The following is a 22461-nucleotide window of genomic DNA, read 5'->3' on the forward strand; positions in this document are numbered from 1 at the left end:
TGTTGTAGGACAAATGTTTAATAAATATTTGTCCTACAACTAAAGCTTTATTTTTTGAAAATTGGAAGAGCAACAAAACGATTTTGATCATTTGTTCGCACTTGTAAGAGTATAGCCTTTCGTCCTAACTGCTGAGCATTTTTGATTGTGTTAATAATATCAGAGACTCGTTTAACTGGTTTATTATTTACTGTCACAATGATATCACCAGGGCGTATCCCTTTATCTGCAGCATCTGAATCGGTATCGACATCCGTTACGACAACCCCTACACCATCATCAGAAGGCATAACAATCAAACCATAATCTTCCAATGTTTCATCTAAATCACTCTGTCCATTTGAATATTTTGAAGTCTCTTTCTTACTTTCATCTTCAGACATTGAAGCGAGTTTAACCTTTATACTCTCCTCCTTACCTGATCTCCAAATCCCTATGGTTACCATTTCTCCTGGTTTAATATTTGCAATACGTTTCGCCAGCTCACGCGCATCAGCAACTTTTTCATTATTCACTGAAATAATTACATCACCCGCTTTAATACCAGCCTTTTCTGCCGGTCCTTTTAACGGATCAGTAACCAAAGCACCTTTGGCTTCTTTCAATCCTATTGAATCGGAAATCTCCTTTGTTACCGGCTGAATCTGAACACCTAACCAACCACGTTGAACTGAACCTTTTTCAATAAGTTGTTGTACAACCTGTTTTACAGTCGCTGCTGGAATAGCAAAAGCAATCCCAACATTTCCTCCAGAAGGAGAAAAAATTGCTGTATTAACCCCAACAACCTTTCCATTAAGATCAAACGTTGGACCACCAGAGTTTCCTCTATTAACAGCAGCATCAATCTGAATAAAATCATCGTACACACCAGTGCCAATATCACGTCCACGTGCAGAAACAATACCTGCTGTCACAGTTCCACCAAGACCAAATGGATTCCCAATGGCAACAACCCAATCCCCAACACGAAGCTTTGAATCATCACCAAAATCAACATAAGAAAATTTTCTTTTATCATTCACTTTTAATACGGCAAGGTCGGTTTTGGGGTCTTTCCCAATGAGCTTTGCGTTCAATTCTGTACCATCATCAAGAACAACAGTATAACTTGTTCCGTCAGAAATCACATGATCATTGGTCACAATGTAACCATCAGACGAAATAAAAAAACCCGATCCAAAAGCAACAGGACGGAGTCTCTGCGATTGGTGCGGAAATTTATTTTTAGGTTTATCAAAATCATAAAACTCTTTAAAAAATCTTTTTAAAGGATGCTGATCTGGTAATTGATCAAGTCCTGGACCACTAAAAAAGTTGCTAAAGAACCTATCTTCTTTCTTTTTATTGCTCTTTACTTGTACTGCTACAACGGCTGGTTTCACTTGAGCAACAATATCGGCAAATCCCTGTTGTTGCATTAACGAAGTAAATACAGAACTTGCATGAGCCTTTGTCATCCACAAGCTTGATGTACATCCACTAAAAAACAGTGCACTTTCCAATATCGCAGAAAAACTCACTGCGACAAATGTTTTAAAGAAAGCCTTTTTAACCATTTATTCTATGCTCCTATTCAATCATACCTTTATTTCAATTCCGATCACTTATAAAATACCAGACCTTACCGTTTTCTGTCTAAATTATTAAAGTTTTGTAAGGTTTCAGTATTCCCTAATATAATTACAATAAGATTGTCTGCTCATTGCAGATGATCTGATTTTTTTCTTTTATGTAACATTTTTTTTAATGCAATGACATTTTTGACTGTTCTTTTTCATTCACATAACTCATGATTATTTCGTTTGAAGTGGAAAAATATGATACTTACGCCAATGATAATAATGATCAAAGGCGAGAACCATAAAAACCAAGTTATCTTATTCAATGGTGGTTTCAAGAGAATAAATTCACCATATCGCTCAACAAGAAAGTCAGTGACTTGCTGATTACTATAGCCCATTTTTAGCCTTTCCCGAATTAAAAGCCGTAAATCACGTGCTAAAGCAGAATCTGAATCATCAATTGATTGATTTTGACAAACAGGACAACGTAAATGCGATGAAATATGGCGTGCTCGCGCTTCAAGAATCTTATTCTTTAAAATCTCATCCGGCTCTACTGCTATTGCTAATCGAAAAGGAAACGTTGCAATTAAAAAAAATACAATCCAAAGAATTTTTTTCATCTCAATGTCTTTTCCAAAAATTTAAAGCAAGCACTACCCTATTGTACATGCCAATGCGAAACCAATACCCCAAAAGAGAAAGACATCCCCCCATAGCCATCATGAATGCCCCTAACCAAATACATATTACATAAGGCTTCCACCATACGTGCACAACGAGACCCCGATTATCAATATGTCCCGGTACAATATATAGCTGTGATAAGCCATGATTTTTAAGACCAACTTCTGTTATTGATGTATTTTGGCTTGAATAAAATCGCTTTGAGGCTGTTACATGACCTACAATGTTTTTATTTTCATATATTTTAAAATAAAACTCCATTGTCGAATAATTCGAACCAACACCATCATACACTGCATCAAAATGAAGCGTTTTATCCGCTATCGTCACCCTATCCCCTTCGTTCATGATTAAAATACGTTCTTGCCCAAAACTTGCTACGCAAACAATACCAAATAATGTAACGCCTAATCCCATATGTGCTATTGCTGCACCAAAAGTAGACCATGGCAATCCAAGAAATCTCTTAACGCGTACTGAAAAAGCTCTCTTGCCATATCCACTCTTTCCCCATAGATCCGCTAAACTGCCTAAAAAAACAAACGCTGAAAGCCCAATCCCTAAAACTGCAAAAATATCACGCACAGATGTCGCATAGAATATTATAAAACAGACGATACCAACCAATACAAAAACAAACCACAAGCGTTCAAAAACTGCAAGAAAATCACCGCGTTTCCATGCCATCATTGTCCCAAATGGAACAAACAACAACAGCAAAACCATTAGCGGTCCACAGGTAAGATTAAAAAAAGCAGCCCCTACAGAAATTTTTTGCCCTGTTAATATCTCAATAAAATAAGGATAAAGCGTACCAATCAATACTGTTGCTGTTATTGTTGTCAGTAACAAGTTATTTAAAACAATAAACCCTTCACGTGAAATTGGTTGAAAAAATCTTTCTGTTTTTAAAATAGGGGTACGCAAAGCAAAAAGAAGAAAAGCAGCTCCCGTAAAAAAAAATAAAAGAGCAAGAATTGCTTGCCCGCGTGCTGGATCAACAGCAAAACTATGAACAGAAACTAAAAGCCCAGAACGCACAAGAAAAGTTCCCATCAGAGAAAGGGAAAAAGTAAGCAGCGCTAAAAACAGAGTCCAACTTTTCAATATTTCTCGTTTTTCGAGAACAAGAGCAGAATGTAAAAGAGCCGTTCCTGAAAGCCACGGCATAAACGAAACATTTTCAACAGGATCCCAAAACCAATACCCCCCCCATCCTAGCTCATAATAAGCCCAATAAGAGCCAACCATAATACCCAATGTCAAAAAACACCAAGCAAGTAAAAGCCACGGACGAATCCCACGCGCCCAAATTCTATCAACCTGTCCCATAATCAATGCCGCAACGGCAAAAGAAAAACAAAGTGAAAAACCGACATAACCTAAATAAAGTAGCGGTGGATGAATTGCTAATGCGATATCTTGTAAAAGAGGATTGAGACCATTTCCCTGCAATGCTGGTGGATTTACGCGTAAAAATGGATTGGATACAAAAAGAATAAATAAAAGAAAAGCAGTTGTAATCCAACTTTGGCAAATTAAAACAAGCGTCTTAAAATCTTCTGGCAAATGTTGGCTAAAAAAAGCCATCAATGCGCTAAAAAAAGCAAGACTTAAAACCCATAACAACATAGAGCCTTCGTGGTTGCCCCAAACACCTGTAATTTTATAGAGCATCGGTTTTTCTGAATGAGAATTCTCAACAACGTTCAAAACAGAAAAATCAGATACGACATAAGCATAAATTATCACTAAAAAAGATAAAAGCAGTAATGTAAAAGTGATATATGTTAGAGGAACAACTGTTTGCATTAACAAACGCTCTCTCCACCAAAAACCTAAAGCAGGTAAAAATGCCCCTAATAAGCTTACTGAAAATGCTGCAGCTAAAAAAATATGACCCAGTTCGACAAGCACAATCGAATTATTTCTCCATAATGTAATGTTTTTTCAAACGATCAGCTGTTTCTTTAGGCATATAAGTTTCATCATGTTTTGCTAAAATACGCATCCCTATAAAAAAGCCCTGTTTATCGAAATGCCCTTCTACGATCACCCCCTGACCTTCACGAAAAAGATCCGGTAAGGCACCATTGAAAACTACTTTTTCATGTTTTTTGTTATCCGTTACAAAAAAAACAACGCCTCTCTCTCCAACATATTGAACAGTTCCCTTTTCAACAAAGCCACCCAAACGCAAAGGGCGCTCCGTTAAAATATCTTCTCTTGTAATTTCAGAGGGCATTCTAAAAAAACTGACCGCATGACGCATTGCATACACTATGAGACTTGCTGCAATTGTCATAACCAAACAACATAATAATATGATCAGTAAGCGCTTTTTTTTTCGCTGCTCTAAAATAACCTTCCATGAGGCAGAATTCTTTAAAGATTGACTGTTCATAGACACTCTGCGAAAAAATTTTAAATACGTTATAATTAAGTATCAATATTTTATTTTTTAAGAGCTTTGCACATCTTCTACATAGGTGCAAGATTTCTTTTCTTTGTATGCTTACTCGATAAATCACGTAACTGAATCATCATTTTTTTAACACGTGATTGTCCTGAAAAATTTTCAGGCATTGTATCAAGAAAGCTTTGTAAAAATTGCACTGCCTGTGCAGTTTTTCCTGCTTGATGCAATGCATCGGCTAGCAATAAACGTGGATAAAAATCTGTTGGCGCTAAATCTGCTGCTTTTTGAAAAGCATTTTGCGCTTCTTGCGTTATCACTCCCCCTTCATAACCAACCAATGCTAAACCGTATCCTACAAGCCTTGGAGCTGTTTCTCCATTCAAACGAAGTGCATCTAAATAAGTATTCACTGCTTCTTGAAAAAGGCTTTCTTCGAGATACCCTACCGCTAACGCATCTGCTAGCTTGCCATCATTAGGTGCACGGAAAAAAAGCACTTGTAAACGAATAAGCTTTTCTTGCTTACTAAGAGTTTGAGGATCCTTATCCATTAATTCGCTAAAAAAATAACTTTTCACTTCTGGATTGCCTGTCAGCCCATAAATATTCCATGTCATAAGGAGAACAAACAAGATACTTAAAGCCTTAAGAATATTTCTTTTTTTATAATGCATATAAAGCTTGTTAAACTCAATCATACGCTTATGGCTTCTATAACCATCCACGGTTTGAACTTTCCATTCTTTTTTTATCTCATCATCAAAACGTAGTGAAAGAAAAAGAACACTTGCCAGAAAAATCAGAAAAAATGCTGCAAAAATCAATAAGAGCATATCGTTTTTTTCCAATACGAACAGAGAATAACTCGCTTACATTTTATCCTCTTCATGAGAAAAGTGATGTGAATTAATAAAAATTCATTTTTTCATGGAGAATATTATAAAATCTATTATATATATCAATTAAACAAAGAAACTAAAAACAATGTTTCCCTACTCTTTGATGTATTATCTGAAAATACTGCTTTACAAACTTTATAGACATTTCTTGCTTAAGGAGAAAATATGTTATTCTCCCATCTTAGGTAATAAAACTTTTGCATACAACCCACCCAAATCAGAACGGGATAAAAAGAGATTCCCACCATATTCACTGACCATATCTGAAACAATTGCTAACCCTAAGCCTGACCCTAGTTTACTTTCATTAAACCGCCGCCCCCTTTTTAATGCTTCATCAATTTTGTCTTCTGTTAAACCAGGACCATCATCTTCTACAAAGATGCTAAAATATTCTGTTTCTTCAGCATTTTCTTCTAAACAACAAGAGATCAAAACCTTTGCGCGAGACCACTGAGTAGCATTTTCAATCAAATTCCCTATAATTTCTTCTAAATCTTCCTTCTCTCCAGAAAAAACAATATCATCAACATCCATAATAAATTGAATTTGTTTTTCAGGATTAAGCTTTTTCATAACCCGCACCAAGCGTTCAAGCACACTGCGAACAGACGTATGATAGACAACACTATCGCATTGTGCTGCAATCCGCGCACGCTGAAGATAATGATTGATTTGAGCTTGCATTATTTGCGTTTGCTCTCTCAACAAACTAGCCTTTTCTCCGCGCATCTTATCTGTCTCATTCATAATCACGGATAGAGGCGTCTTCAATGAATGCGCGAGATTACCAACCTGTGTGCGAAATCGCTCGATAATACGCTGATTATTATTAATGAGAGCATTCATCTCTTGTACAAGCGGCATCACTTCGCTTACTAAATCCGTATTCACATAATGAACTCTTCCTTCGCGAATATCATTCAATGCACGTCGAATAAGCTTCAACGGTTGAAAACTAAAGAAAATAATAGCAATATTAATAAGAACACTCCCGATACCGAAACTCCAAAGAAAAATTTGCAAAGTTCGCTTAAATTCCTTTACCTGGGCATGAGCTTCATCGATATTCCCAACAAGCCGAAAACGTGCAATATGATTTTTATTATCAAGAACAACATCACTCTCAATCACTTGTAGCTTTTGACCATTGTTCCCCGTTATCCGATAAGAGCGAAAGAATTTATTGTCAAAAGGTATATCAACATCACTTGGTGTAAATATCTCGCCTGTTCCCAATGAGGGAGATGTCAATCTTCCTTTTAAATTATGGGATATCGCAACAACTTCCCAATACCATCCTGTTGTTGGATCAGAATAACGAATATCATCAATCCCAGCCCCTCCTATCAAAGTACCTTCCGATGACACCGTCACTGTTGCAATAAGACTGTAGAGTTGAGCAGAAAGGATACGCTCTAGGCTTTGTTCAGTCGAACGCTTATAAAATAAAATACTTACTGCAGAAATCGATAAAAGAGAAATAACAACCCATAATGTTGATAAGATCATAACACGTAAACTGAGAGATCGAGTAATTACAAAAAAGAACCTCCTATACCAATTATTCTCTTCAAAAACATTCATTAATCACCTCGCGTTCTCACGCGATATCCCATTCCTCGAATAGTTTCAATCAAATTCATTCCAAGCTTTTTCCGTAACCGACCTACAAAGACTTCCACCGTATTCGAATCCTTATCAAAATCCTGATCATAAAGATGTTCAGTAAGCTCTGTTCTTGAAATGACCCTGTCACAATGATGCATGAGATACGAAAGCAGTCTGAATTCATAAGATGTTAGTTTAATCAATTGACCATCCACAAAAACACGAGACGTCTTTGTATCCAACAAAACATTTCCGCAACATAATGCACTTGTCGCATGTCCCGTAGTGCGACGAATTAATGCTCGCAAGCGCGCCATCACCTCCTCCAAATGAAATGGCTTCACAACATAATCGTCAGCTCCAGCATCAATACCGCGCACCTTATCAGACCAACGGTCTCGCGCCGTTAGCATTAAAACAGGCATGGAGAGCCCTTCTTGACGCCACTTTTCAACAACACTAATACCATCAATCTGCGGTAAACCTATATCAAGTATCACCGCGTCGTAAGACTCTGTGCTCCCTAAAAAATAAGCCTCTTCACCATCGAAAGCACTATCGGAAACATATCCTGCACGTCTTACAGCTTCTGCTAATTGATGGTGAAGATTCCGATCATCTTCAACGATTAAGATACGCATCACAACACCATCTGCTAAAGACTAATCAGCAGGAACAAAAAACTCAACACGACGTAACTTTTCACCATTACGGGCTGGTACAACAACTACAATTGCACACATGTCCTTTCCATCCTGAACAACCGGTTTTGAACGGACGAGAACCCCGCTCTCTTGTGCGGCAGCCTTCTTACCTACTTCAGCACACCCAGAAGCTAGAACAGAATCTGCTCCTAAAAAAGCTGCTATTATTACGAACAAGAATTTTTTTTTCATCATAAATATTTCAATAACCCATCTCTTCTCTTCCTTGATAAAGGATAAAAGAAATAATGGTTTTTTTTAGTCGATTAAAAAATCACAAATGAAAACAATTTATCCTCTATCTTACAGAAGAACATATTAACATTACTCCAAATTTTTAAAAAATCAAAAAAATATTTTTAATAATGAGAATAAAATTTATTCAATAAAATAATAAAATATTAATATACTATCTTACAAAAAATGCATAATTCTAAAACAAATTCTTTTTCTGTTAGAACTATAGAAAAAAAATACTTCTACTCCATATAATTATTGTAGATTTGTTTGGTTGTATTGCTTTGCCATAGGCTCTCTTTAAATGTTTGATTTTTTTAAAAAAAAGAAAGGGCAACACCGTAAGCCATTTCATAGTCCTGCTCTCATTGAATTAGACGCACGATTAGACACAGCGCTTTATCACATTCGTTCTGCTAACAGTTTTTTCTGGAAAAAGGCAAAAATCGTCTCACAAAATTTTCATCTTCAAGGATGGAAACGTTTTATCGTTGAAGTTCTCGATGAAATACTGACATTAGGGTTGATGGGATTTACTCTTTTCACTATTTTGGGCATTTCTGTTTTTGAACTGACCAAAACAGATTGGTCTTCTCCTAAAAACTTTTCCATTCTTTTTCTAGATCGCTATGGAAATTCCATTGGGCACCGTGGTGCACTGCCGGCAATCTCTGTCCCCGTTGAAGAAATGCCTGACACTGTCATTAAAGCGGTTCTCGCTACAGAAGACCGTCGTTTTTTTGATCATTGGGGCATTGATTTTCAAGGACTTACACGGGCAATTTCACAAAATATGCAAGCTAAAGGTGTGGTGCAAGGTGGTTCAACTCTCACACAACAATTGGCTAAAAATTTATTTTTAACAAACGAAAGAACCATAACACGTAAAATCAAAGAAGCTTATCTTGCTCTTTGGCTAGAAGCAAATTTTAGCAAAAAGCAGATTTTACAACTTTACCTTGACCGAGCATATATGGGAGGAAACAATTTTGGTATTGCCGCAGCGGCAAAATTTTATTTTGGAAAAAACATACGTCATGTCTCTTTAAGTGAATCTGCTATGTTAGCAGGACTCTTTAAAGCTCCAACAAAATATGCTCCTCATAGTCATCTCTTTGCAGCTCAAACACGTGCCAATATCGTCCTTTCTAATCTTGTTAATAGTGGCTTTATGACGAAGAGCCAAATTATCAATGCGCATCGCCACCCTGCTAAGGCACTTCCCCAAAGAGAAAATAATCAGCCAGATTATTTTCTTGATTGGGCATTCGAGGAAGTCAAAAAAATGCGTAATCAACTTCCAAGCCATAGTTTAATTATTCAAACGACCCTTGATCCGAATATTCAAAAAGCAGCAGAAGAATCAATCGCATATCATTTACATCAATATGGTCAACAATATCGCGTAACCCAAGCTGCCACCGTTATACTCGATAATAACGGTGCCGTATGCGCAATTGTTGGAGGACAAGATTATAAAAAGAGCCAATTTAACAGAGCAACACAAGGCGGACGGCAAACTGGTTCTTCATTCAAACCTTATGTTTACGCAACCGCACTGGAACACGGACTGTCTCCCTCGACAATCGTTTTAGATGCTCCTATCAATTGGGGAGGTTGGACACCAAAAAATAATTCTGGTCGTTATTTGGGAAAAATTGATTTAGCAACAGCTTTAGCTTTTTCTATTAATACAGTCCCTGTGTATCTCACCTATCAATATCTTAACCGTGATACCCAACCCATCATAGATCTCATCAAGAATATGGGGATTAACGCGCATATTTTATCACACAAAACAATGGTTCTTGGTACTTCCAACATGACCCCCATGGATCAAGCAACTGGCTTTAATGTCTTTGCCAATGGCGGGATAGCTGGTAATCGTCATGGGTTTACGCAAATCAAAACAATTGATGGTCGTGTCGTGTGGGATTTCGAACATAACGGAAAAAAACTACACCGAGTTCTGAGTGAACAATCAACAGCTTATATGAACCAAATGATGGTGGGTGTCACGACACGAGGATCTGGTAAGCGTGCTGCTCTAACCATGACTCTCGTCGCTGGGAAAACTGGAACATCACAATCTTATCGTGATGCTTGGTTTGTTGGCTTTACAGGCAATTATACAGGAGCGGTATGGATGGGAAATGATAACTTTTCACCGATGAATCGTGCTTTTGGGGGTGGCGTTCCTGCCATGATATGGCATCGCATCATGCTTGCTGCACATCAAAATATCATGCTCAAACAGCTCTATGGTGTTAAAGATTCTCTCCTTCCTTATCAGCCCCCAGTACTTTCTTCCCATGCAGATTCTGAAGTTCCTCCTCCAATACCCTCTACGCTTTCTCCTGAAACATTAAATATCGTGCGATTGATTAACAAAGATCTGAAAAAAACATCTGCAATTTCTTTGAAAATGAAAACAACTGGAGATTCAACATTTTGAATTCAAGATATTCACTGATGTTTTTTAATATCACCATTTTCTTTTTTATCTTCGCTTTTTCCATTTTATGTGGAACACTGAGTGTCGATTATGTGCTCAATTCCTTTCCTCATTTTGGACTCTTTAGAATTGGAAAATGGAGTGCTTATCCCCAAATGGGAACCGCCAATATGGATCCTTATACCCGCGCCCGCACCGCTAAACAAGGCATTGTTTCACTCGGACGAACTGAAGGTATTCAATTCCAGATTTGGCAAGATAACCAAGGGCGTCCACTTCATCATCACTGTCATTATTTACTCAAAGGCACCATCCCTGAAACCCGTCTTTTTACCCTTTATACAGCTGACAAATCCCTAAAACCTTATACTTCATCCAAAGAAATACCTTTTGAACTCCACACTGACAATATTATCTATGAGCATGATGGCTCATTGCGCATCAATATTTCACCCACACCGCAAGCCGGCAATTGGCTTGCAACAGTTAGTCAAAAAGAATTCGGGCTTATTCTTACCTTATACGATACCTCAATCATCTCTGCAACGGCATTACAAAAGCTTACAATGCCATCAATAGAACAAATCCCATCAGGACAAATAAATTGTGACTAGATTTATTTATACCGCACTTCTTGCAATCATTGGCGCTATTATCGTTCATATTTGCGTTCTCTTTCTGATCCCCTATTGGGCACAGGATAATATATGGACAGCACTTAAAAAATCCGGAGCCCCTTATCAATTTGTTGCTTTTACTCCCGATAATTCTATTCAACAATCTGCTGATCCCCTCTTTCTTCTTAAAGTCTGCAGATTTAACCTTGAAAATGGACCTGTTCATTTAAAAGCTTTGAAAACACGACAATTTTGGTCACTAGCAGCCTACACACACAACGGAATTATTTTCTATAGCCTTAATGACCGAACAGCCCCTGATGCGACACTCGATCTTATCATTGGAAAACCAATACAAATCATAGAACTCAAAAAATCAAAACCTAAAAAAAATACCAATTCAGTTTTGGTTGCTAAAAATTTGAATGAAGGGTTTGTTATTTTACGTACTTTTGTCCCTTCTTCCCTTGCGAAAAAAGAAAGTGAAGCTTTCCTTTCATCTGCGACCTGCCGTATATTTTATGAATAAAAACCGACTAACCTCTCATTTGTACAACACCTTACTTTCTATACAAAATACATGAAGCCTATCAAAATGGTTATCTTTTTTCTCTATTAATTGAATATTCGAATTCAGATTTGTCTGATTGTAGATCCCTCAATTTTTTATTGAGGTAGAATGAAATCTCTATTGCACATCATCATATCCTATTTGATACGCATTATCTGACAGAAAAAACTCCCCGCAATCAGAAGAGAAAAATCAAGAGTAAAGCTCTAAAAAAATATGCTGCTAACAATTGTAAAACTTGTTATTTGAGTTTACTTCTTTTTATTTACAAACATTCCCATAAAGTTCGCATCAATGACATGATAAACTATAGAAGAAATACTGATTACCTTCAATGAAGTGCTAAAATAACCACTGGAAACTTATAAGACATTACGCATCCTTGACCTCAAAAATAAGTGCTTTATTTTTGTTTTATGAGCATAAGCTTTTTGTAAGATATGCACTCTGAAAAAACTTGGCTTATAGTTTACAATTGAGGGGAAAAACTTCATGAAGAAGAGATATGTTCGGTTAATTTCAAGAGCAGCAGTATGGTCCCCTCGATTTGGTGGTTTAGCCTTCTTTATTTTATTATTTTCGGTCATTTTACAACGTTTTTCCGTACTTAACGTAAGCGACTTCATAATCTTGATAGGAATCTCTACTTGCTGTGTGATTATTTCTCTTTTTCTCGCTCTTAAAGCACTTCATAGTTTGTGGGTCTATGGAGCCCTAGGGGGAATGAAAGCTTTAAAAGGGATCGTTTATTCACTCATAACTGCGACACCATTGATGCTCTTTTTTGGACTTTGGTTTACCTTACCGGCTCTTTACGATATTTCTACCGATACACAAAACCCGCCGGCTTTTTTTCGCACAATACGTCCCAGTGATGCTTTACCGCTCAAAAGTGTTTTGACTGAACAAACAGCAATACAGATCTCACAATGGACAGAAATGTCAGGGCGCCGTTATGATGGATCATCTGACCTTATTCGCGAATCCGTTCTCAATGTTTTAGCTGCGTATGATTGGCCTGTTGTGGCTCAAAAAAAGTTTAAAGGTGAAGAAGATACGCTTTATATTGAAACAATGGCCAAAACTTTTTACCTTGGCTTTATTTCAGATATTGTTATTCGTTTAACTGATGAAGGGGATACAACTTTTGTTGATATGCGTTCTGCTTCTCGTTATTTACCAAGAGATTTGGGGACAAATGCTGCTTTTATTATCGATTTTATGGATGCACTTGATACAGAAATCGCCTCACTTCCTCTTTCTGAAGATAATTAGTAGAGATTAGAAGTATAGTAAGTTACATTTACTAAATTAGCTTATTTCAAAAATAAATTTTGAGACGTGCAGAAACGCACAAAACATTTATCGTCTCTCGACGGCCATAAGCATTACTGACAAGTTCTTTAAACACCCAAAAGCAACTTATAGCCTCTTTTTAGCGCGTGACATATAGATAAAATATTTGAATTCAAATTCTAAACTTAAATACTATAATTGATTTTACATATATTTTTTATGCTCAGAAATCTCATCATAAAAGTAGGAAAGAAGACTTCTCTAATAAGGAAATTAAGCATTTCTTACAGGCGCATTTTTCCAATGAAAATAGAAAAATACACCCTCATCAAGAAAGATGAAATACATTTATCATAAAATATGATGCATATGTAATATAGTTACAGAAAAAATTAACAATAAAATACACATAAATTCATCTGTATTTTACAATAAATGATTATTTCAATTTTATAAAGAAATTTCATAATAATAAAAAAAATATATATTATTACAAATAATAGAAACTTATTTAAATGAAAATAATTTTTCATCAAACATAACTTAAATATAAATACTAATATATAATATATTTAAACGCAACATAAATAAAACAAAACGCCAAAAATAACCCACTAAATGTCTTAATTGCTTCCTTTATACTATTTTTCCAACTGTCATCACTTTATCTATAACTTAATAAAAATATAAAAACAAATATTGAAAATAAAATATCAAAAACATTATTATATAAAGATAATAAATAATCATTTTTCATATAAATAACGTATACAAATAAAAACTGTTATAGAAAGTAATATAACAAATATAATGAACAAAAATGTGCTTAACAACATTTTTTTCACAATTTCTTTGTTACTATAACCTTTAAATTTATACCGTAAAAACATTGCATAGAAAAATATAAAGAAAGCACATGTAGAAGATAATAATTCTGCAATAATACGAATAATATCACTCATAAAAAATCCAAATTAAATATATATAAAAACAATAAACATTAATATATATTATATCATACAAAAGTTAATAAAGTAAAATAATATAAAAATAAAATTTCCAAATTAATCTATAATTATAAATTAATAATTAATAATCATTGTTCATAGAAATAACGTATATAAATAAAAAATATTATAGAAAATAATATAACGAACAAAAATATTCTTAACAAAATTTTTTTCCAAATTTCCTTTTTACTATAACCTTTAGATTTATAATATGAAAACAATGTATAGAAAAATATAAATAAAGCACCTATAGAAAATAATAATTCTACAATAATACTAATAAGCTCATTCATAAAAAAAAATCCAAATTAAATATATAATTTTGTAAAATTATGCACCTAAACCTTCCTGTCAAGTTTGTAGACACATAATTATGCCTACAAGCTTGTGCATTGCTTTACCGCTCAAAAGTGTTTTGACTGAACAAACAACATTACAGATGTCACAATGGCCAGAAATATCGGGGCGCCGTTATGATGGATCACCTGACCGTATTCGCGAATCCGTTCTCAATGTTTTAGCTGCGTATGATTGGCCAGTTGTGGCTCAAAAAAAGTTTAAAGGTGAAGAAGATGCGCTTTATATTGAAACAATGGCAAAAACTTTTTACCTTGGCTTTATTTCAGATATTGTTATTCGTTTAACTGGTGAAGGGGATACAACTTTTGTTGATATGCGTTCTGCTTCTCGTTATTCGCCAAGAGATTTGGGGACTAATGCTGTTTTTATTATCGATTTTATGGATGCGCTTGATACAGAAATCTCGTCACTTCCTCTTTCTCAAGATGATGAGTAGAAACTTGTACTTACTTCCAACAGAAAAATCCCTACCAACCTGTCATTTGTTTGCACTATTATTACTTATTACTGAAAGTGCTTTTACTCTTTCAGGACAAAGCTTTTAAACGAAAATATCTCAATCCTAACTTATTTCATAACAAAAATATTGTTTTGTCTCTCATTTGATGTTTTTATTTAAAATATTTTAAGTATTAATATATATTAACTATTAATATACTATGTATTAAACAATAAAAATGATTTATTTTATTAAAAAGTAAATTTATAATATTTGATAAATAATAACAAATTAACTAATAGGTAAGTATTGTAATTAAAATTTAAATTGTTTATTTTCCTTACTTCTAAGCGGGGAGAACATGCGGAGCTTATAAGGGAGGAACAGCTATGTCTAAAAAATCTTTACTCTCCTGTACAGCTATCGCAGCAATTATGCTTTTTGGCAAAAATCTCAACGTACATGCTGAATCTCTTGAAGTTGATAAAGGAGAAGTAAAAAACGTATCAAACAAGACTTATGAATATATTCAAACAACAAATGGTGGAAAAGTCATCGGTAAAAACTTAACACTGACCGGAGGTCATCCAATAAACAACGATTTGGATGCTGTAGTCCTTAGAACCCAATCTTCAATTGAGTTATGGGATACAACCATTAAAAGTGCAAACGATACTCAGCTGCATAGTGGTGTTGGAATATGGCATGGTAGTACATTTAAGATGATAGGAGGTGTTATTGCAGCCGATTATGGCGTTATATCAGACACTGATGACAGTGGCACAACGATATTGGAAAACGTGAAATTATCAAGCGGTAAAGACAACACTTCGATGAGCAAAGGAATCTCCGCTAGAAAAGGCATAATTACTTTAAAAAATGTAACCGTTAATGAAGCAGATTTATCCGTAGCAGCATCTTCTGATGCACATGTGATAATATCTGTCAGTTCCTTTGGCGGTGAGGTACAAGCTAAACAATGCAGTACCATTACTTTAAACGATAATGTCACAGTAACATCTAAAAATGATGGACTCCATGCAGATGGTGAACAATCTAAAATCACAATGACTGGAGGAACTGTAAAGGGGAAAAAAAGTGCTCTGTTGACAGAAAATGGCGGATATATTGATGTCGCCGATATCACTCTCACCGCATATAACAAAGGAACAGGCGCAAAATCCACTGGTCCTAACAGCATGATTGATTTGCATAATAATGCAACCATTAAAGAGACTGTTATTGGACTTGAAGCAAAAGACAATGGTGTCATTCAAATGACAGGAGGATCTATTGAAATCACAGAAGGCGAAGCAGTAGGTGCATTATTCCTTGACACCGCAAGCAAAAAAAAACACGCTGAAAGATGTGAAAATATCAAGTGGAAAAGATGGCTTTCTTATGGAGAAAGGAATCTCCGCTATAAAAGGCATAATTACTTTAAATAATGTAACCGTCACAAAAGCAAAACGCAGCATCTATGCAGATAACAAATCTCAAGTAATGGTTTCTAGTGGATCTTTTGAGGCAAAAGAAGATGCAATCAATGCTCAAAGTGGTAGTACCATTACTTTGGACAATGAGGCTAAAATCACATCATCTGAGTGTGATGGCCTCCATGCAATTGGTGAGCAATCAAAAATTTTTATGACAGGGGGAACTGTTACCGGTAGCAATAGTGTATTATATACAAAAGCTGGTGGATATATTAATGTTAAAGACGTTGCTCTCACAGCAAATGGAAAAGGAAAAAAATTCGGCGCATTTGCAAGAGGTTCCAGTACCATTGAATTGAATGGAAACACAACAATTAAAAATGCTACGATCGGTGTTAAAGCCCAAAGTGATAATGCGACAATCAAGATGACAGGAGGATCTATTGAAATCACAGAAGGCGAAGCAGTAGGTGCATTATTCCTTGACACCACAAGCAAAGAAAACACGCTGAAAGATGTGAAAATATCAAGCGGTAAAGATGGCTTTCTTATGGAGAAAGGAATAAGTGCTGACAAAGGAAGCATGGTTTCTTTAAATAATGTAACCGTTAAGAATGCAGAAAAAGCTCTCTTGGCTAATGATAATTCCCAAATAACAGTAATGGGCGGAGGTTCCTTTGGTGGAGAAGTACAAACTCTGCAAGGTAGCACAATTACTTTAAATGATAATGTCACAGTAACATCTAAAAATTACGGACTCCATGTAGATGGTGAAGAAGCCAAAATCACAATGACGGGAGGGAGTGTAAGTGCAAAAGGAGCAGCATTTGTCGTAAAAGATGGCGGACATATTGATGTCACAGATATTTCTGCAAAAGCACAGCGCAATGGGATACGCTTTGATAACTCAAAAAACGATCAAACTTTAGAAATAAACCTGACCAATACAAACCTTCTCATCGAAGATGGAACGGGTATTGTTGCCAACAATTCATCAAATGGTAAACTCAACCTCAAAGATTCAGAAATCAGAGCCGATAGGTTATTCGTAGGGATAATCCATGATACACCAAAACCTAATCAAATCTTTTCACTCTCCGCAGACCGTTCTGTCTTACAAGGTGGTGTAAGAAATGACGAAAATGGACAAACAAGCTTTGATCTCAAAAACAATACAACATGGTTTGTGAACACCAGCACAAAAGAAAAAGATGATGCGGGCAAGTTACTTGATATCACTCAAAGATCACGTTCTGATGTTTCTGCACTCAACCTCAATGACAGCAAAATTGTTTTTGAAAAGCCAGTAGAAAACCATTATCACACATTACATATCGGTTCTGGTAAAAAAGATACTCCAGAGATCTATAACGCTTCTGGAAACGCAGAAATCCACTTTAACATGGCATGGAACGATGGGGTTGCTGTAGATGATCAAAAAACCGATCGCGTTCTCATTCATGGCGATGCATCAGGTACAACAACAGTTTATATCAAGAGTGATGTAGGGGATAAAAACAGTGTAGAAAATGCTGCGGCCCCCTCGAATACAGGCGGTATTTCCCTTATCCAAGTCTCTGGAAAAGCGATGGAAGACTCCTTCAAATTAGCCAATGGTTATATCACAAGAGATGGTTTGCCTTATAAATACACACTAACTGCTTATGGACCAGAATCACGCCATGGCACAGCCAATATTGAGCAAAACCTCTTTGATGAAAAAAATGAAAACTTCTGGGATTTTCGCTTGCATAAAGCATTTCTTGACTCCGGTGGCGGTAGCGGTTCCGGTGGCTCTGTCCCTGGTCCACATGTGGAAGCTGTCGTACCGCAAGTGGCAAGCTATATCGTGATGCCTAACGCTCTCTTCTACGCTGGTTTTACCGACATTACTAAGCAAAGCAAATTGTTAGCTGATATCCGTACAACACAAAATTATTCTTTCTTCTTTTCACCCTATGGTAGCAATGCTACCTTAACCTCTGAGCGTGGTCTCTTCAAATATGGCTATGGCGCTGATATTCGCTATGCTGCCGTACAAGCAGGTGGTGCATTAGCTGCAATGGAAAGCCAAAATATCACCATGCATTTTGGACTTATGGGAACCTATGGGAAACTCTCTTTCACACCTAAGGATATGGAGGGTGCAGACAAAAGCACACTCAATAAATGGGCGGTTACAGCTTATGGCAGTATACAACACAACAATGGCTTATATGTCGATGTCCTAACTTCCTATGGCATGATCGATGGAAATATCACTACGGCTGATATCAAGAATGCCGCAAACTTGAAGGGTGCCAAAACCTTGAGCGCTTTGGTTACCATTGGAAAAGAATTTGCTACAGGAATGGCAGGGATAGAGTTTGAGCCACAAGCACAAATTGTTTATCAACAATTGTCGTTTGACACCATGAAAGATGCTGATAATCTAGAAATTGATATGAAAAATCCTTCCCAATGGTTGGTTCGGATTGGCGGACGTTTAACTAAAACTGTTTCTGTCGAAAGTGATTATCCCTTTTCTTTTTATGGAAAAGTGAACTTTCTTAAAACCTTTAGTGATGATGGGAAAATACAGATTGGTAAGGAATTTGACCTTGATCCTGCCGGAACTGCCATTGAAGGCGGTTTGGGCATCAATGCACAACTCTCCCACAATATCGTACTTCATGGTGATGTTAGTTACCAACAAAAGCTACAAAAAACGGGTATAACAGGAGCGAGCTTTTCTGGTGGAATACGTTATCAGTTCTAAGAAAATGCTGTAAAGTGAGCGTTATTTTCCCATTTGCTTGCATAAAAAGGCTGGACAACTCCATACTGTGTGGCCTTTTTGATTTGCACAAACCTACCGTGGAATACCGGTTATTCTTTTCTTTATAACATACCTACAACACTTCTTGCTGAAAGCAATCCTTTGGATAAAGATTTTGTAACCAAAGGGCTTGCCTATCTGCCAGCTCCTCCTTCTGGCAACACGACTGCAAGAATAGAAGGGGAAAAACTCATTAGCGCTACCCTTCAATCTCTCCAAGATAAATTAAGAGCGCTAAAAGCACAGGCGGACCGCGTCGAGCGCAGCGGTGCAACACAACATGCGCAATTAGATAGGTTGGAAGATGATCGTCAATTAAGCCAAGGAAAATTAAAGGCTGCAAAAAGCCTGATGGAAACAAAAGTCATTAGCCAAGCCGTTTATTTAGAGCGTTTACATGATTTTAAAAATGTCGAGCATGAAATTTTAACCAATCAAAGACGTTTGGAAGAAAATGCCGCCGAAATAAACACCCTCCGCCAACAACGGAAAAGTCTCATTTCCGATGAAATCGCCCGCTATCGGCAACTTTCGCGTGAAACAGAACTGAATCTTCAAGGATTAAAAGCAAAGCTTGATAGCACTCAATACCATCTTGACCACTTATCACTCTATGCACCTGTTGATGGACGTATCGATGATTTAAGTATCCATACTTTGGGCGGCTTTGTAGAGGCTGGTAAAACGCTCATGCGTATTGTCCCTGGTTCGGGTGGTCTCATTATTGAAGCATTTTTTGATAATCGAGATATTGGTTTTTTAGAAAAGGGCCAACGTGCTTACATCAAGTTTTCTGCCTTTCCGCCTGAACGTTTCGGTGTTATCCACGGTACAGTCGTTAATGTAGGCGCTACAGCGCGCTATAATAAAGAAATTAATGGTGTCTACGCTGTTTTAATCAAAATTGACCAAGATCATATCACTTTGAATAACAAACAACTTAAATTTATCCCTGGCATGACTGTGACAACGGATGTCATTACCTCAAAACGGCGTCTCATTTCTTATTTCTTTGAGCCTATCACCAAAATTTTAGAACAATCTCTAAAGGAAAGATAAAGATTAATGTGTGTGCATAAAAATCCTTCATCATCATTCATAGACCCTCTTACAGCGTTAGGAGCTATGGTTGTTTTAATGCTTACATCTTCCTTATACCGCCGCTGGCGAATCTAGGATATCGAACGAAATTTAGGACCAGCTTTACAGACTAGGCAATACAAGCTCTATAAAAATGAACGTGGAGAATTTTGTGCCTTTATCACTTGGGCTTTTTTAGATGAGAAAAATCATCAATCTATGCTTGAAAAGGGAGAGCTTTTGTCCGATGCGGATTGGCAAGGCGGAGAATATATGTGGTTTATTGATTGTGTGGCACCCTATGGACATGCTGCTGGTATGGTACGTGACATGCAGCGGCATGTGTTTCCTAATCAGCATTATTGCTACGCTGTTCGGCGTAATGAAGATGGTGGAATACGGAAAATCACCCGCCGGTGTTGCTATAGAGCGCAAAATCCAGCCAAATAGTTTTTCTAAAGCAAGTGCGCATAAATCATTTACCCCTCGTCTTATAGAAAAGAATCTTTTAAAAGAGCTCTTTAAGCGATAGCTATAGCAAGAGAACCTTACCATATTTAGAGCTAACCCGCTACAAATAGGTGTTTTTCAGCTTACCAGACTTTCTATGAATAGCAATAGATAGTTAAGGGGATTGATCCACTCTCAAGCCGAACTTTTATTAACATTTTACCGGAACTGGCTGGGGTACCTGGATTCGAACCAGGGAATGCCGGTACCAAAAACCGGTGCCTTACCGCTTGGCTATACCCCAAAAAAACACGCTTTATAGCGACTCCTGCACCTTATAGCGATTCCTGTGTTTGGACGCAATATCTGAAAATCAAAGACTTTACTTTTTTATCATAAAATTTCTGAGTCTTGTATGGCATTGCCATCGATACAAATTCGTAGCAGAAACTGATATACAGTTGTGATTTTAACATAAGTAGGAACCATTTATCCATCAATTATTTTGCTCTTTGTATTGATTTTCTAGGAACAGAAAATGAAAATCTTGCAGTTTACTCATGTATCTAATAAATTTGCATATGATTTACTTTTCTTGATATATTAAAATCCCATCTTGCTCAATTAAAAAAAACTGTCTCCACATTGGCAACCGGTAAGTGTATGATAGTGCTGCTGTGCTCTTGCATTAAGCATAAAGATGGTAATGTCCACTAATTTTTACATTATATTATTCATGGGTAGCACCATAAAATAAAATCAAGCACATTGAAAAATATTTCCTAAAAAATAACACTTATTATTCTGTTGAAAACATTATGATACACCCATAAACTGGAAGAGTTTTGCAAAAATTAAAAACATTTTATATGGTATTTGAAAAAATAGAGATACAAAAACAAGGAATAATAGCTATTTCCATTTACTTTTTATTCAAAAGATAATGATATTTATTACCCACTCATAGATGTAAAAAATCTTCAGAAGCAATCTTTATGTAGACCAATATCCTTTTTGATTGATGAATATACATTTCCTAAAAGCTTCTTTTACAAAAAGAGAGACATTAAAACTATTTCATACAAACTAGGTATTCAACATTTGCTTTTAAATGCGGTAAATGGCAAATTAGGCTTATGAAATAAGCTTAACAATTAGAATCGAGGAGATTTTTAAATGGCTTTTGAATTGCCCCCGTTGCCTTATGATTACGATGCCCTTTCGCCTTATATGTCACGCGAAACGCTTGAATATCATCATGATAAGCATCACCTCGCTTATCTTACCAACACCAATAATTTTGTGAAAGAGTTAGGCTTAGAAAATGAAAGCCTTGAAGATATTGTTAAAAAAAGTTTTGGAAAAAATATTGGTTTGTTTAATAATGCAGCGCAGTATTACAATCATAACCACTTTTGGCTTTGGATGAAAAAAAATGGTGGTGGCCAAAAACTTCCTGAAAAGTTAGCAAAAGCTATTGACGCTGATCTAGGTGGTTACGACAAATTCCGCGCTGATTTTATTGCTGCTGCTAGTGCCCAATTTGGTTCTGGATGGGCGTGGGTTGCTGTTAAAGATGGCAAGCTTGAAATTATGAAAACGCCTAATGGCGAAAATCCCTTAATTCACAATGCTCACCCTATTTTGGGTGTCGATGTGTGGGAACATTCCTATTACATTGATTATCGCAATACTCGACCGAAGTACCTCGAAGCCTTTGTAGACCATTTAATTAATTGGGACTATGTTTTGAAACTTTATGAAGAATGTGAATTTTAAACTGTCTCAATAATTTTTTAGTGTATGA

General features: G+C 36.3%; 17 protein-coding genes, 1 tRNA gene and 1 pseudogene. 10 read left to right on the plus strand and 9 right to left on the minus strand.

Going from position 1 to position 22461, the window contains the following annotated elements; translation table 11 throughout:
* Nucleotides 1–47 precede the first annotated feature (47 nt).
* The 8 genes from ACFIMI_RS02020 to ACFIMI_RS02055 all read right to left on the minus strand — a co-directional run bounded on the left by ACFIMI_RS02020 (nucleotide 48) and on the right by ACFIMI_RS02055 (nucleotide 8080).
* Nucleotides 48–1559 carry a Do family serine endopeptidase gene (locus ACFIMI_RS02020; protein WP_375611163.1) on the minus strand — a complete coding sequence of 504 codons (1512 nt, stop codon included), beginning with the start codon at nucleotides 1557–1559 and terminating at the stop codon, nucleotides 48–50.
* Between the two features lie 218 nt (nucleotides 1560–1777).
* A complete protein-coding gene (locus tag ACFIMI_RS02025) occupies nucleotides 1778–2188 on the minus strand; it encodes a cytochrome c-type biogenesis protein CcmH (protein WP_375628209.1) in 411 nt (136 codons plus the stop codon).
* A 1-nt stretch (nucleotide 2189) separates the two neighbouring features.
* Nucleotides 2190–4169, minus strand: coding sequence for a heme lyase CcmF/NrfE family subunit (locus tag ACFIMI_RS02030; protein WP_375638065.1), 1980 nt, complete (start codon nucleotides 4167–4169; stop codon nucleotides 2190–2192).
* Between the two features lie 7 nt (nucleotides 4170–4176).
* A complete protein-coding gene (gene ccmE / locus ACFIMI_RS02035) occupies nucleotides 4177–4656 on the minus strand; it encodes a cytochrome c maturation protein CcmE (protein WP_375611160.1) in 480 nt (159 codons plus the stop codon).
* Nucleotides 4657–4733: 77 nt separating this feature from the next.
* Nucleotides 4734–5504, minus strand: a complete 771-nt coding sequence (locus ACFIMI_RS02040; RefSeq protein ID WP_375638064.1) for a tetratricopeptide repeat protein — start codon at nucleotides 5502–5504, stop codon at nucleotides 4734–4736.
* A 234-nt stretch (nucleotides 5505–5738) separates the two neighbouring features.
* The gene (locus ACFIMI_RS02045; protein WP_375611158.1) at nucleotides 5739–7157 is read right to left on the minus strand and encodes an ATP-binding protein; all 1419 of its coding nucleotides are present in this window, start codon (nucleotides 7155–7157) and stop codon (nucleotides 5739–5741) included.
* Nucleotides 7157–7822 carry a response regulator transcription factor gene (locus ACFIMI_RS02050; RefSeq protein ID WP_375638063.1) on the minus strand — a complete coding sequence of 222 codons (666 nt, stop codon included), beginning with the start codon at nucleotides 7820–7822 and terminating at the stop codon, nucleotides 7157–7159. Before ACFIMI_RS02050 ends, ACFIMI_RS02045 begins: the two co-directional genes overlap by 1 nt.
* 21 nt (nucleotides 7823–7843) lie before the next feature.
* Nucleotides 7844–8080: a hypothetical protein gene (locus ACFIMI_RS02055; protein WP_273723886.1), complete on the minus strand. Its 237-nt coding sequence runs from the start codon at nucleotides 8078–8080 to the stop codon at nucleotides 7844–7846.
* A gap of 346 nt (nucleotides 8081–8426) precedes the next feature.
* Between ACFIMI_RS02055 and ACFIMI_RS02060 the strand changes: the two genes are divergently transcribed.
* The 9 genes and pseudogenes from ACFIMI_RS02060 to ACFIMI_RS02100 all read left to right on the plus strand — a co-directional run bounded on the left by ACFIMI_RS02060 (nucleotide 8427) and on the right by ACFIMI_RS02100 (nucleotide 20654).
* Nucleotides 8427–10577, plus strand: a complete 2151-nt coding sequence (locus ACFIMI_RS02060) for a transglycosylase domain-containing protein (RefSeq protein ID WP_375638062.1) — start codon at nucleotides 8427–8429, stop codon at nucleotides 10575–10577.
* Nucleotides 10578–10594: 17 nt separating this feature from the next.
* A complete protein-coding gene (locus tag ACFIMI_RS02065; RefSeq protein WP_375631622.1) occupies nucleotides 10595–11191 on the plus strand; it encodes a DUF1214 domain-containing protein in 597 nt (198 codons plus the stop codon).
* Complete coding sequence (locus tag ACFIMI_RS02070; protein ID WP_375638061.1) at nucleotides 11184–11723, plus strand: hypothetical protein; 540 nt, start codon at nucleotides 11184–11186, stop codon at nucleotides 11721–11723. Before ACFIMI_RS02065 ends, ACFIMI_RS02070 begins: the two co-directional genes overlap by 8 nt.
* 534 nt (nucleotides 11724–12257) lie before the next feature.
* Nucleotides 12258–13040 (plus strand): DUF1499 domain-containing protein, encoded by a 783-nt coding sequence (locus ACFIMI_RS02075; protein WP_375613003.1) that lies wholly within the window; start codon nucleotides 12258–12260, stop codon nucleotides 13038–13040.
* A gap of 1425 nt (nucleotides 13041–14465) precedes the next feature.
* Nucleotides 14466–14867: pseudogene (locus ACFIMI_RS02080) on the plus strand (DUF1499 domain-containing protein); the annotation flags it as partial.
* A gap of 392 nt (nucleotides 14868–15259) precedes the next feature.
* Nucleotides 15260–16318, plus strand: a complete 1059-nt coding sequence (locus ACFIMI_RS02085; RefSeq protein WP_375638060.1) for a hypothetical protein — start codon at nucleotides 15260–15262, stop codon at nucleotides 16316–16318.
* Nucleotides 16272–19064, plus strand: a complete 2793-nt coding sequence (locus ACFIMI_RS02090) for an autotransporter outer membrane beta-barrel domain-containing protein (RefSeq protein WP_375692202.1) — start codon at nucleotides 16272–16274, stop codon at nucleotides 19062–19064. Before ACFIMI_RS02085 ends, ACFIMI_RS02090 begins: the two co-directional genes overlap by 47 nt.
* Before the next feature lie 78 nt (nucleotides 19065–19142).
* Nucleotides 19143–20183: an HlyD family type I secretion periplasmic adaptor subunit gene (locus ACFIMI_RS02095; protein ID WP_375638059.1), complete on the plus strand. Its 1041-nt coding sequence runs from the start codon at nucleotides 19143–19145 to the stop codon at nucleotides 20181–20183.
* A gap of 120 nt (nucleotides 20184–20303) precedes the next feature.
* Complete coding sequence (locus ACFIMI_RS02100) at nucleotides 20304–20654, plus strand: toxin-activating lysine-acyltransferase (protein ID WP_375692211.1); 351 nt, start codon at nucleotides 20304–20306, stop codon at nucleotides 20652–20654.
* Between the two features lie 229 nt (nucleotides 20655–20883).
* On the opposite strand, the gene ACFIMI_RS02105 is transcribed toward ACFIMI_RS02100, so the two are convergent.
* Nucleotides 20884–20958: transfer RNA gene (locus tag ACFIMI_RS02105), tRNA-Gln, on the minus strand.
* A gap of 872 nt (nucleotides 20959–21830) precedes the next feature.
* Here ACFIMI_RS02105 and ACFIMI_RS02110 point away from each other — a divergent pair.
* Nucleotides 21831–22433 (plus strand): superoxide dismutase, encoded by a 603-nt coding sequence (locus ACFIMI_RS02110; protein ID WP_375628283.1) that lies wholly within the window; start codon nucleotides 21831–21833, stop codon nucleotides 22431–22433.
* The last annotated feature ends 28 nt before the right edge of the window (nucleotides 22434–22461 follow it).

This window comes from Bartonella sp. AP4SXKL, assembly GCF_042195845.1.
Lineage (GTDB): Bacteria > Pseudomonadota > Alphaproteobacteria > Rhizobiales > Rhizobiaceae > Bartonella.